We start from the raw sequence: 12,353 nt of genomic DNA, 5'->3' as shown, positions 1-12,353 counted from the left end.
GCTGTCTTCACAACCAATACTTTGCCGAATTGAACGACGTCATCACCGCAATTACTCCGTGCCTTCGTGCATGGTCCCGTCCGAACACCACCTTGTCTCGCCTCTGCGGGATCGCTTAACATAGGCAATTACTTGTGACGTTGTGTTTAACGACGGTGGAGCGACGCTCCTGCGGAGCTTTTCTTCGATGGCCTTGGCTCGGCAGGAGCCTCGCTCCACCTTGACTGTGAGGACACTCTTTGCAGGTTCTATCCTTCGCCCCGCTTTGAATGGACCGGGGGGGGCGCGATAAAATGCACGATGCTCGTGTTGGGACTTTGGCGCAATGCTTGTTCTGTTTCCTTCTGACTCGTAATGTTCGAGTGCGGCCGGTCGATCCCGCTCATGGATGACTTCGACAATCTGGAGTTACTGCAAAAAATCAGGCGCTCGCGACCGCGCGGTCTGCGTGTGCAAGACGCTGGGAGGGCTTCTCCGCTTGCCATCGGATCATCGGCCAGTGGATCGAACTCAACCAGGCCCGCATCACGCGGATCGTTCACCTGAGTGAAATCGGCCAATCCAGCCCCGCGTCCTGGTCTGGGGATGATCCTAACGGGCATCAGGCGCTCAGCGAGACGGGCTGTTTCACCTGGATCGACTTCTCCTCCGCCTCGCAGATTTCGACGGCGCTGACTCCGTCTCGGGCCGTCACCACGGTCGGGGGTGTGCCGCTGCGGATGGCGTCGAGCAAATGAGTCAGTTCGCCGACGAAACCGTCGGGTTCTTCGCACTTGATCGTCCGGGGCGCCTGGCTCTTTTCAAACAGCTTGAGCGCGTCCTGGCCGCGGCTGAAGTCATAATCCGCTGTGGCGTTCTCGAAGTTGGCGGTGTAGCTCATGTTGAAGCCGAAGCCGGGCGTCATGGCCCAACTGCCTTCGGCATGGACGCACGCGCCGGATTTGACTTCGTACTGGGCGACCACGTGATCGATCGCCCCGCTGAACTTTGTGAAACCCGTGGCAAAGACGCTGCGTGGGCGGCCAAAGCAAAACTGCACGAAATCCACATCGTGAATGTGGAGATCCAGCAGCGCCCCGCCCGATTGCTTGCCGTCGAAAAAATGTTGTTGTCCCCAGCCTGGAGGTTCGGCCACGCGTCGAAACCGAGCGCCCAGAGTGCCGCCAAATTGCCGGGTCTCGATGGCCGCTTTCAACCATTTCCACTCCGGCCAGAAACGGAGGCACATCGCGGGCATGAAGATTCCCTTGGCGCGCGCGGCGGCGGCGGCGATTTCCCGAGCGAGCTCCGAGGTCCGGGCCAGCGGCTTTTCGCAGAGGACGTGTTTGCCGGCCTGAAGCGCCTCGATCGCGTAGGAAGGGTGAGCTTGGGTATGAGAGCAAACGTCGATCAAGTCGATGGAACAGTCCGCGAGCAAATCCGCGAAGTTCCGATACGCCTTCACCTCGGTCATATCGAGCTTGATCGCATCCGCGCCGGCGATGTTGCCCGTGACGTCCGATAGATCGCCGTCCAGGCGGCGCCCGCTTGGATTGCAGATGGCCGCGACGCGGACGCCCGGGATTTGCCGATAGGCCTTGATGTGAGTTGCGGCCATGAAACCCAGGCCGACGATGCCAACGTTGATCATGGAGAACTGAGAATTTGGTCAAGACCCCTCACCGGCCTTCGGCCACCCTCTCCCCATCGGATGGGAGAGGGAAAGGGTGAGGGGTTCATTTCGGATATAACTTTTCGATGAATTGCTTCGCGACCCGGATGTCTGGCACGCGTTGGTTCCCGGCTTCCCGTTCGATGCAGAGGTTTCCATTGAAGCGCAACTCAGCGAGAGTTTTGAAGAAGTCAGGCCAATGGACTTCGCCCGTGCCCACCACGACTTCGTCGCCCCACTGGCCTGAGACTCGGGTCTTCTTCGCGTCCTTGATGTGGCACTGCTTGAGCCACGATCCCAGCGTGCGCAGCGCGTCGATGGGGTCGCCTTTCTCGTACAGAATCATGTTCGCGGGGTCAAAATTCACGCCGACGTTTGCCCGGCCCAGCTTCATGAGAAAGCCGTGCAAGGTCGCGGCGGTTTCTTGCCCTGTCTCCAACGCGAGGTCAATTCCGCGCGCCGCGAAAATGTCCGCAACCATTCTCATCCGGTGCAACAGCTTCGAGAACGCGGGATCTTTCTCCTCGTGCGGGAGGAATCCGGCGTGAAAAGTGACCAGCTTCAGGCGCATGCGCTGGGCCAGTTCGGCGGTGGCCTGAATGTTCTTCCAGTTTTCGTCCCAGGTGGAATCCGGGACGATCCCGCCGGTGCGCTTGATCGATTCCATCGTGGAGTAATCCTCGCCGACGCAGCCGAGCATCCCGGAAGCGAGCGCCACGCCGCTGCGCGCGCACTCCTCCGAGAACTGCCCCCACACGCCCGGGTGCTCGCGAATCGGATCGAGCGCGCACTGGATCCGGCGCAAACCGATTTCATTCAATTGATCGATCAGTTGCTTGGGAGTCTGCGGTTGAAGCGACCAGCTACAGACGGCGAGGCGGTCTAAAATCGCGGCGTTCATCTTATGAAGAATGACCGCCACTCGCGGGCGAGGCAAGCGCAGAGCGGCAATTCTCCGACCTTAGCGTGATTCTTAATCATAATCCTGATCTGACTCTTACTCGAAAAGCGCCTGTCTCTGAACGATTAGGATTAGGATTAAGATTAGGAGCAGGAGAACTCCACGGGCTTAATTCAATGGCAGTGGGGCGAGGCTGTCCCCAGCGAGCCGCCTCCAACGTGTTCTCATTACATCGGCCCTGCGGAATGCCAAAGCTCGCTTTACTTCCCGGCGGAATCGGGGGGTGTCGCCGGGGCGCGGAACGCGCGCTCGACTGTGTCGCTGCGATCCGTCGATACCTTCTGAGCATCACGCCAGAGCCAGCGCATGATGTCCGGGAAAATCGCGCCGCCTTGCTTCTGGCCGTGATTGCCGATGCCCCACGTGTAATTCACGTCGTAGCCTTTCTTTTTGAGCGCATCGACCAACCTGACGTTCTGATAAAACCAGTCGCTGCTGTTCGGATCATTCCCGCCGCGACCGGGCAAGCGATTGTCATTGCGACCGTCCTGAAGGAAAATTCGGATCGGCTTCTTTTCGTTTTGCAGAACGAGGTCCGGGTAAGTATGCCCGCCGCGATTGCCGAGGTTCACAAAGCTTCCGACAAAGGTAAACACCTTGCGGAAGTGCTCCGGCCGATGCCACGCGACCGTAAAAGCGGCAATCCCACCCGAACTCGCGCCGCCAATGCCGTGCAACTCCGGGTCGCGCGAAATGTTGTAGTCCTTGTAGAGGGCCGGCAGCAGTTCATCGACGATCACTCGCGGATATTTGTCATTGAGCGCGTTGTATTCCTCCGGACGATTCGTATCGCGGTCGCCCCAATTCTGCGGCGTCGGTTCGGGCTGATCCGGACGACGGCCCGGATTGATGAACACGCCGAGCATCACCGGGATCTCACGGCGATAAATCAAGTTGTCCAGGACGTGGTGCGCCTGGACATCGCCCGGCTCGTGTTTGAATGCCTGGCCGTCGTTGAAGATCATCAGCGCGGCCGGCTGCGCCGGGTCGTATTGCGCCGGGACATACACCCAATACGTGTGCTGTGTGCCGGGGAATACTTCGCTCGGCAAGGTCTTCGGCCCGTCGAAGCGGCCTTTGGGCACGCCTTCCTGTGGCATCGAGTCGGGGCCGAGCTTGTAGAAGACGTCCATCTTGGGATCGCGACCTGCGCCGCGTCCGCGGCCCTGGGCGGCGGGAGGCGGGTTAGCCTGAGTCGCGGGCTGAGTTTGGGTTTGCGCGAAGCCGTCGAGTGAGGTCGCCAAAATCGTGAGGAGGAGAATGGCTTTCATGAGTAATAGATTAGCGGGAACCGGGGCTCAAGGACGCGGCAGAAGGTAAGTTTCTCCGGACAGTTGCGGCAAGGAAAAAGCATGCGCAGGTGGTATGCTCTGGTATGCTCTCAGTTGAAGGTGGGGCGAGGCTCCCGCCGAGCTAATGCCATCGAAGAAAGGCTCCGCAGGAGCGTTGCCCCACCGTTGTTAACGGAGGGGAGACGCGAATTACGTGAATTATCGCGAAGTCTGTGGTCGACCGGAAATTCGTGGAAATTCGTGGAACTCGTGTCGAAAAGAAATGCACCCTAGATCCCCAAGTTTCCGACCGCTTGAGATTCGCCCGATTTGCGTCTAATCTCCGTTGCATGGTCGCACGAACCAACCGCCGGAACTGGAACACGCCCGCCGCTCTACCATTCCTCGCCTTCCTGGCCTGGACGCTTTGCCAACCCCACGCCGCGGCAGCGGAAGGCGCGGCGACGAAACACAAGCCATCGCCGTTCATGCGGTTCGTTCCCACCAACGCCGGCGAGGGAAATGTCGATACGGCGATCAAAACGTACCGCCGTCAGGATGGCGTCACCGTGACATTGGTCGCCGCGGTCCACGTCGCCGATGCGGACTATTATCAAAAGCTGCAAGCGCGCTTCAAAACCTTCGATGCGGTGCTTTACGAAATGGTGAAACCCAAAGACATGGAAAAGGTGAGCGAGCGTCAAATGAGTCCGGTCAGCGCGCTCCAAACCGGCATCAAGAATCTGCTCGCGCTGGAGTTCCAGTTGGACGCCATCGATTATTCGCCCACCAACTTCGTTCACGCGGACATGGACGTGGCCACGTTTCTCCGGCAGCAGGAAGCCAAAGGCGAGAGCATCCTGGGATTGATGATCCGCGCTGTGATCGAGGAGCAGAGTCGCATCGCCAATTCGCCCAACTCTCCGGACGGATTGCAGCTCTTGTTCGCTCTCATGAGCAAGGACAGCGCTTACAAGCTGAAATTCCTCTTCGCCCAGCAATTGGAAAACATCGAATCCGTTTTCTCCGGACTTGACCGGGGAAACGACGGCGAAGGCTCGGTGCTGTTGAGCGGGCGAAACGAAGTCGCAATGAAAGTGCTGGCCGAACAGATCGACCAAGGCAAACGCAACCTGGCCATCTTCTACGGGGCCGGGCACATGCCGGATTTCGAGAAACGCCTCCTGAAACAGGGCTTCAACAAATCGGCGGAGCAATGGCTCACCGCGTGGGACATTCGCCCGAAAAAGACGTCGAAGTGATGAACTGCCCTTTCGACGTCGCGCAGGCGTCTCGCCTGCGAGCTCAGGGGGCGTCCTCGCCCCAAGTCTCCGCGTGCAACGGGACTGGGGAGCACACGCGCCCTCGCGTGTTCCGACCGGCGCCTCGCCGGCCGGAAGAAAGCCCCAGAAGGTCACATGATGGCGATGTTCGACGGAACCCTTGTGGTCGGCGAGGGCGCCGACCACCGCACGCGAGGCGCGTGCGCTCCCCATCGAAACTGAATAGCCACGGCTTGGCAATTGTCCGATGAACCCTTTATCTGCCGATCACAGACCGGACACAGACCTCGCGCGGCGCATGTCCGCTCTGGGCATCCGGGAATCCGACATTGAGGAGAGCTTCGTGCGCTCCGGCGGGCATGGCGGCCAGAACGTCAACAAAACTTCGACCTGCGTGGTGTTGACCCATCGTCCGAGCGGCGTTCAGGTGAAATGCCAGACCACGCGTCATCAAGGACAAAACCGCCTGCTCGCCCGCCGACTGTTGCTGGACAAGATCGAATCCCAACGCAGAGCCGAGGCCAATGCCCGGCGTTCCGAGGTCGAGAAAACCCGCCGGCGAAACCGCCCGCCCAGCGCGGCGGCGAAGCGCCGCATGCTCCAGGACAAATCGCATCGCGCATCTAAGAAGGAATACCGACGGCGGGTTGGTTTTGAGTAGGCGTTTGCAGCGTCACCGCGTTGCAGCGTCAGTCCGAATAATTCATGCGCTGTTCTGGGGAGCGCACGCGCCTCGCGTGCCTATTGCGGCGCCTCGCCGCAACTCCGCACGCGTCGCTTACCACGCTCTGCGATGCGGTCAGGCGATGTTTCCCGTCGGCGAGGCGCCGACGGGAACACGCGAGGGCGCGTGTGCTCCCCATGACTTCGGAAAGATGCAGCTTGGTCAGTTAGCGCGCGCCGCGTTATTTGCGACACTTGTCTTCCGGCACTGAAAAGCTAAACTTCTGTGTTTCCCTACGACAATCACCGCGATGAAAGAGCCGAACCAGCGGAGCGAGCCAATCATGAGGAGCGCGATCACGTTACGGTTCCAGTCGGACGCCGCTGGCGCGCTCCTCGTCATGGCTCATCCGTATCGCCCTTCTGATTCGCATGAAAACAAACCAGGCAACCATTGATCGCGTTTCCAAGATGAAGTTCGCAAGCGTCTATCCGCTCTATGTCGCAAAGGCAGAGAAAAAGGGGCGCAGAAAGTCGGAGGTGGATGCCGTCATTTGCTGGCTGACAGGCTACAGTCAGCGAGAGTTGGAGGGCCAAATAAAAAAGCAGACAGACTTTGAAACCTTCTTCAAGGAGGCTCCGAAGCTGAATCCTTGCCGAACGTTGATCAAAGGCGTCATTTGCGGCGTCCGTGTCGAAGACATTCAAGAGCCCTTGATGCGGGAGGTGCGCTATCTGGATAAATTGGTCGATGAATTGGCCAAGGGGAAGGCAATGGAAAAGATTTTGAGGGCCTGACAGGACAGTTTCGTGTCCGCGTTGGACGAATAACCGTGGAACGGTGTCCTGCAGTAAATGTAACGGGGAGCGCATTGTCGCGGGCGAATTGACCGGCTTCGGTGAAAATTGCTTCGTGGTCTTCAAGCCCGGAACCTTGAGGTTCTGGAGTCTCACGCTTACTGCTTGTCCGCGGGATGGACGACAAAGCTCGTAGCCCAGAGTTGCACTCTGCCGTAGCGCAGAATTGTATTCTGCGGGGCGTCTCCCAGTCCGAGCCCGCTGGGACTTGCCGGCGCCCTGCCGATTGGAAATCGGCGATACAGCAGATTGAAAATCTGCGCTACGGTTCTCCGGTCGATCAGTCGTCAATCCCGCGATTTGCACAGTAAGAATGGCATCGAGCTGGGCAAAACCGCGTACGCCTGCCGGGATTGCGGGCTGACGTGGGGTTTGGTTGATCCGGGCGAACTGGGGAAGTTCATCGACCGGCATTGCGATGAGCGGGAATCGAAATGAGATCGCCACTCATCACACGGGCGGCGTCAGTAGATTTTGATGTTGAAAATCCGGTAAGATGTCTTCGGTTCTTTTAACCACGGATGAACGCGGATACACGCGGATCAACAATTCTTTCCTATCCGTGTGAATCCGTGTGAATCCGTGGTTAAACGAAACTTCAAATCCTGTCGCCGACGCGATGCGGCATGAATGCCGCGCTCCACGCTCTGGACGGCGGGAGGCGGTGGGGGTATATGGTGTCCATGTTTTCAGCCAGGGTGTCACCGGTTCTGGCCGCGGCGCTTTGTTCCGGGCTGCTCTACGCCGCTGCGCCAGTTGCCGTCGCGGGGGACGCGGCTGACGAACACATTTTCCAGAGCGCCCGTCCGATCCGCATTGCCATTGAGATTTCCGAAGACGGCATGCAGCAGTTGCGGAATTCCCAATCCGGTTTCCAGCGCCGGCGCAATCCGCAAATCCGGCCTCAGGTCAAGGCGAGGGTCGTCGAAGGGGATCGCATTTACACGAACGTCGCGGTCCAGGTGAAAGGCACGAGCAGCTTTCGGCCGATCGATTCAATGCCGTCGCTGACTCTGAACTTCAACAAATTCGCGTCGAATCAGGCGTTTCACGGGCTGACCAAAATCTACCTGAACAACTCGGCGCAAGATCCAACCTTGTTGCACGAGAAATTCTCGCGCGAATTATTCGCGGCCGCGGGCGTGCCCGTGCCGCGATCCGATCACGCGTTCGTCACGCTGAACGGCCGGCCGTTGGGTCTGTATGTGCTCGTGGAGGGCTACAGCCCGCAGTTCCTCAAACGCCACTTCAAGCGCACCGACGGGAACCTCTACGATCAACCCGTGTTGACGGACATTGACGGCGGACTCGAAGTCAGCTCCGGCGCCAACCCGACGAACCACACCGCCCTGCGCAAACTCATGGCCGCGGCGCGGATCACCGATCCGGACGAACGCCTCCGCGCGCTGGAAGCGGCGCTCGATCTGGACCGGTTTCTCTCCATGGTGGCGATGGAGACAATCCTGTGCCACTCCGACAGCTACTCGATGAACCGGAACAACTATCGCGTTTATCACGATCCGAGCACGGACAAGATGGTGTTCATGCCGCACGGCATGGATCGCGTCCTGGGCACACACCGGAGCACTTTGGATCTGGCCATCGTTCCGCCCATGCAGGGAATCGTCGCTCGGGCGGTCATCACGACGCCGGAAGGGCGCCGGCGGCATCTCGAACGCGCGCACACTTTGTTCACGAACGTTTTCCTGCCCGAAACGCTCTGCCGACGCGTGCGAGAAATCGGCGCCAGAATCGGCGGCGAATTGCAGGACGAATCGCCTGGCTTTGCGCCGGTTCCCGATCGAATCAACCGCCTGGTCGCTCCTTTTGCCAGAAACCGCGCTCGTTACGTGGACGACTTGTGTTCGCGAATCACTAAACGCGCTTCGGTCCTGGAAACGGAATTCGCCGAACTTGCGGAAGCGCTCGTTCCCGGCGCCCTCCCCAAATCCAGTGACCAGTGATCAGTGGGCGTATCAGTGATCAGTGGCCGGTGGTCAGGGGTCGGTCGAGTTGGTGAAGCGTTAGCCAGACTTGCCCGCGCCGCGGTCTGCCATCGGCTTCGTTCAGGTTGTATTGGACCTCCATCTGCATCACGGGGCGCAAAGCGGGGATTTCCAGAAAGACAGTCTTGCCATCATCGAGCAAGCGCGCGGACTTCACGGCCACTTCATCGCGGCCTTCTTTGTCCGGATTCACAACCGACCAATCCTTGGACCCGTACTGCGCGGCGTAGCGGTAATTCCATTCCTGAATCGAATAGCTCCCGATGTCCTCGGCTGCGGCGCGATCGAGCGGCCCGGCGAACGTGAGCGTCAGGCCATTTTGATGCGCGTGCCAGGAAGTCGGCCGCGCCACGGGCTTGCCCGTGAACCGGACGCGGTGCAACGCGCCATCTTTTACCGCGCTCGTTTGCCAGCCGGTGCTCCCCGCGATGTAGAGGTGTCCGTCGCGCGGATTGAACGTCCCGCGGTGCGGACCGGAGAGGAATCGGCCCGGCAAAGGAACAACCGCGCCTTGAGCCACGCCGTTCACGACGTCGCGGAGCACCAGCATCAGCCCGCAACGGCCCCAGAGCAGGTGGAGCATCTGTCCGCCTAGGGGTCCCCATTGGCCGGGCGGCAGCCAGACCTGGCTTCCGCTCGAATTATCGACGCGATGCGGAATCCAGCATAACGGCGGATTGTAGCCGAGCGGCCGTTCCGCGGTCGTCCTGGGTCCGCCGTGACCGTAGTAGCCACCAGGCTTGATTTCGCACAACGCCGAGGACGGCGTCCACTCGCCTTGCTGCGGCGCGACCGTGATCACCGTGCCGTCGGGACTGACGCCCAGACCGTTCGGATTGCGAAAGCCGGCCGCGAGCGTTTCTTTGCTCCGGCCATCCGCCGACACGCGATGCACGCCGCGCGGATCGACGTAATAGAAATTGCCCGCGCTGTCCTTTTCCAGGCACGTCACGTAATTGTGGCCGGGCGCCGTGTCGATCAGGTTGCAGAAGTCCTCGTAGAAATCCGCCTCGCCGTCCCCGTTCCAGTCGTGCAGGCGCGTGATCTGATCGCGGCCCAGGACGAAGATCTGGCCGTCGCGAACCTGGAGGCCCAGGGGCTGGAACAGACCCGTGGCAAATCGCTTCCAGCGCAATTCGCGCAGCGAACCGTCAATCCCGGTGACGCGCCAGACGTCGCCGTGGATCGTGCAGACATAAGCCGCGCCGTCCGGGGTGAAACCCACTCCCGCCAGGAACATCAACGCGCTCCACGGATTCTCGTACGGCACGGTGAGCGTGTCCACGGACAGGAAATCGGTGTCGAGTCCACGCTGGCCCACCGTCTTCAATTCCGGCAACCAGCGCGCAGGCCCTGGTTTCAACCAGTCGGAAAGATCTTCGACGGAGTCGGCGGCTTTCGCCCACGCGTCGAACGCGGCAAGTCGCGATTTGGCGCCGGACCAGAACGTGATTTTTGCGCGTTGCGGCGTCGAGCGGACCGGGAAACTGATGATGAGTTGCCCTTGGTCCTTTCTGAATTGAACACCGGGACCGAGCACCGTGATGAGGGAGACGCTGCTATCGGTCCCGAACAGCGCGCGGCTGCTTCGCTCGTCCGAGGAAAGAACCGAGGTCTCGCCGCCTGTGGCCACGGCCAGCTTCATTTCGCGATCGCACGGTCCCAATTCGAGCGTGCGCGTGAAGATTTTCAAATCCTCGATCGTTTCCAACCACGGCGAATCGAGGACGCGGACCCGATCGACGGTATATTCGAGCACGACACGCCGGCCGTGCAAGCGAAGGCCCGTATAGCGTGCGCGTGCATTTTGCCAGGACGCCTCCGCCCGCGCAGCAAAGGCCAGTTCGCCGGCAATTCGCGGGGATTGAATGAAGCCGAACCGAGCTGGAGAAAACCGCAGAAAGCCTCCAAGCCACCCCGCGCGAAACGCGCATTGCCCCGTGTCAAAGCAAACGGCGCCTTCGTCGTTGTCGCCGACCTTGATGGAAAGCGCTTTCGTGATCCGGTGCCCTTGCGCGTCGAGGTTGGATGCGAGGAACTGGCCCACTTCCGTTCGGTTCCAGCGGCCGTCCACCCAATCGCGCTCGACTTGCAAGGATGGATCGCGGTCTGAGTCAGCCTGCCGTTCCGCTTGAGCTTGAGCCGCGCAGGGATACCGCATGACACCGAGAATGGCCACAAGGGTGAGTGCAGGAAACAATCGCGCAAGTCGGGAACTCATGCACCTAATTCAGCCGAAGCCAGCGATTAAGGAAAGCGAAACCGAGGCGCCATCACACCTTCGGCAATTCCCACGGGTCGCGGCGGGACCGGTCCAGCCATTGATTGGCCTCGTCATCACCGACGAAGCGCCAGTTCTGCGGATCCCAACGCAGCTTGCGTCGATACCAATAAGCAAGGTTCGCCAGGTGGCAAACCGTGACGCTGCGCGCGCCGATTTCCACATCGGCGACCGGCCGTTTGCGCGAGCGGATGCAGTCGATCCAATCGCGATGGTGTCCGGGAGATTTAGGCAAATGAACCTCCTTCTCACCGAGCGGTTCCTTGACGATGCTTTCCGGTTCGCTCGTCAGTTTGCCGCGATCGATGGAGAGTTTGCCGTCCGTGCCCTCGAAGGTGCAGCCGCTTGGCCCGCCATGAATCATCTCGACGCCATTCGCGTAAATCAACTTCGCGCCCGTCTCCGCTTTGAGGTCGTCCGGCGGAATGACCTCGACCGGGCCGGACTGATCCATGTCGAGCGCCCACTGCGCGATGTCGAAATGGTGCGCGCCCATATCGGTCATGCCGCCGCCGGAATACTCCCGATACGAACGCCAGGCCGGAAAATGGTTGTGCTTGCCGCGCGGACTGAGCGCCGAGTGGTAAGGACGCATCGGCGCCTGGCCAAGCCAGAGATTCCAATCCAGCCCCGGTTCCATCGGTTCCTCGCCAAGATCGCACCAACGGCTCGGCCCGCCCACGCCCACCCGCACTGTCCTGACCTTTCCGATGCGTCCGCTGCGAATCAATTCCACCGCTTCGCGGAATTTGCCGAACACGTTCGAGCGTTGCTGGCTGCCGGTCTGAAGCACGCGACTATGTTTGCGAACGCCGGCAATGCACAACTGCGCCTCGCGGATTGTGAGCGTCAGCGGTTTCTCGCAGTAAACGTCCTTGCCCGCTTTGCAGGCCTCGATGACCGGAATCGCGTGCCAATGGTCGGGGGTGGTGATCACGACGGCGTCAATGTCCTTCCGTGCGATCACGTCACGAAAATCATTGTGCTCAGCGCAGCCCTGGGTGCGATTGGCCTTGGCGTGGCGCTCTTCGATGTACTTCTTGGCGTGGAGCCGCCGCGTGGTATCCACATCACAGACGGCGACGCACTGGACATCGGCAAAACCGGAGAGCGTGCTCAAATGATAATCATGCGCCATCTTGCCGGCGCCGATGAACCCGACGGCAATCCGCTCGCTCGGCGGCGGGGTGCCATCAGCGCCGAATACGGTGCTGGGGACGATGAACGGCGTGGCAATGGCGGTGGCAGCCGTTCGCTTGAGGAATTCGCGGCGGGAGATCATTGGTTGGTGCTTCATATCTTCAACTCAATTTCAGTTGTTCACTGGAAATGGGGAGCGCACGCGCCCTCGCGTGCTGCGGTCGGCGCCCTCGCCGACC

At 60.3% G+C, this 12,353-nt stretch carries 9 protein-coding genes; 4 read left to right on the top strand and 5 right to left on the bottom strand.

Annotation, left to right across the window (positions count from 1 at the left end; genetic code table 11):
* Positions 1 to 601 precede the first annotated feature (601 nt).
* From FJ398_10120 to FJ398_10110, 3 genes are all read right to left on the bottom strand, one after another.
* Positions 602 to 1,630, bottom strand: a complete 1,029-nt coding sequence (locus tag FJ398_10120; GenBank protein MBM3838304.1) for a Gfo/Idh/MocA family oxidoreductase — start codon at positions 1,628 to 1,630, stop codon at positions 602 to 604.
* A gap of 85 nt (positions 1,631 to 1,715) precedes the next feature.
* Positions 1,716 to 2,588 (bottom strand): sugar phosphate isomerase/epimerase, encoded by an 873-nt coding sequence (locus FJ398_10115; protein MBM3838303.1) that lies wholly within the window; start codon positions 2,586 to 2,588, stop codon positions 1,716 to 1,718.
* A 224-nt stretch (positions 2,589 to 2,812) separates the two neighbouring features.
* On the bottom strand, positions 2,813 to 3,745 hold the full coding sequence (locus FJ398_10110) for an esterase family protein (GenBank protein ID MBM3838302.1): 933 nt from the start codon (positions 3,743 to 3,745) through the stop codon (positions 2,813 to 2,815).
* A gap of 488 nt (positions 3,746 to 4,233) precedes the next feature.
* Here FJ398_10110 and FJ398_10105 point away from each other — a divergent pair, with 488 nt between their 5' ends.
* The 4 genes from FJ398_10105 to FJ398_10090 all read left to right on the top strand — a co-directional run bounded on the left by FJ398_10105 (position 4,234) and on the right by FJ398_10090 (position 8,651).
* A complete protein-coding gene (locus FJ398_10105) occupies positions 4,234 to 5,145 on the top strand; it encodes a hypothetical protein (protein MBM3838301.1) in 912 nt (303 codons plus the stop codon).
* A gap of 268 nt (positions 5,146 to 5,413) precedes the next feature.
* A complete protein-coding gene (locus tag FJ398_10100) occupies positions 5,414 to 5,827 on the top strand; it encodes a peptide chain release factor-like protein (protein ID MBM3838300.1) in 414 nt (137 codons plus the stop codon).
* A gap of 473 nt (positions 5,828 to 6,300) precedes the next feature.
* Positions 6,301 to 6,627: a DUF2200 domain-containing protein gene (locus FJ398_10095; protein ID MBM3838299.1), complete on the top strand. Its 327-nt coding sequence runs from the start codon at positions 6,301 to 6,303 to the stop codon at positions 6,625 to 6,627.
* 686 nt (positions 6,628 to 7,313) lie between these two features.
* Positions 7,314 to 8,651, top strand: coding sequence for a hypothetical protein (locus FJ398_10090; GenBank protein MBM3838298.1), 1,338 nt, complete (start codon positions 7,314 to 7,316; stop codon positions 8,649 to 8,651).
* Positions 8,652 to 8,670: 19 nt separating this feature from the next.
* Here FJ398_10090 and FJ398_10085 read toward each other — a convergent pair whose 3' ends face one another.
* A complete protein-coding gene (locus tag FJ398_10085; protein ID MBM3838297.1) occupies positions 8,671 to 10,914 on the bottom strand; it encodes a hypothetical protein in 2,244 nt (747 codons plus the stop codon).
* Positions 10,915 to 10,966: 52 nt separating this feature from the next.
* Entirely contained in the window at positions 10,967 to 12,271 is a 1,305-nt protein-coding gene (locus FJ398_10080; protein ID MBM3838296.1) for a Gfo/Idh/MocA family oxidoreductase, read from the bottom strand.
* Between the last annotated feature and the right edge of the window lie 82 nt (positions 12,272 to 12,353).

The organism is Verrucomicrobiota bacterium, assembly GCA_016871535.1.
In the GTDB taxonomy this organism is placed as follows: Bacteria; Verrucomicrobiota; Verrucomicrobiia; order Limisphaerales; family SIBE01; genus VHCZ01.
The sequence above is the reverse complement of the archived record's forward strand: the minus strand, read 5'-3'. Positions and strand labels throughout refer to the sequence as shown.

Coding starts and splice junctions, on each gene's coding strand:
- FJ398_10120 (MBM3838304.1), bottom strand. CDS start 1,630: ATGATCAACGTTGGCATCGTCGGCCTGGGTTTCATGGCCGCAACTCAC.
- FJ398_10110 (MBM3838302.1), bottom strand. CDS start 3,745: ATGGACGTCTTCTACAAGCTCGGCCCCGACTCGATGCCACAGGAAGGC.
- FJ398_10105 (MBM3838301.1), top strand. CDS start 4,234: ATGGTCGCACGAACCAACCGCCGGAACTGGAACACGCCCGCCGCTCTA.
- FJ398_10100 (MBM3838300.1), top strand. CDS start 5,414: ATGAACCCTTTATCTGCCGATCACAGACCGGACACAGACCTCGCGCGG.
- FJ398_10095 (MBM3838299.1), top strand. CDS start 6,301: ATGAAGTTCGCAAGCGTCTATCCGCTCTATGTCGCAAAGGCAGAGAAA.
- FJ398_10090 (MBM3838298.1), top strand. CDS start 7,314: ATGAATGCCGCGCTCCACGCTCTGGACGGCGGGAGGCGGTGGGGGTAT.
- FJ398_10085 (MBM3838297.1), bottom strand. CDS start 10,914: ATGAGTTCCCGACTTGCGCGATTGTTTCCTGCACTCACCCTTGTGGCC.
- FJ398_10080 (MBM3838296.1), bottom strand. CDS start 12,271: ATGAAGCACCAACCAATGATCTCCCGCCGCGAATTCCTCAAGCGAACG.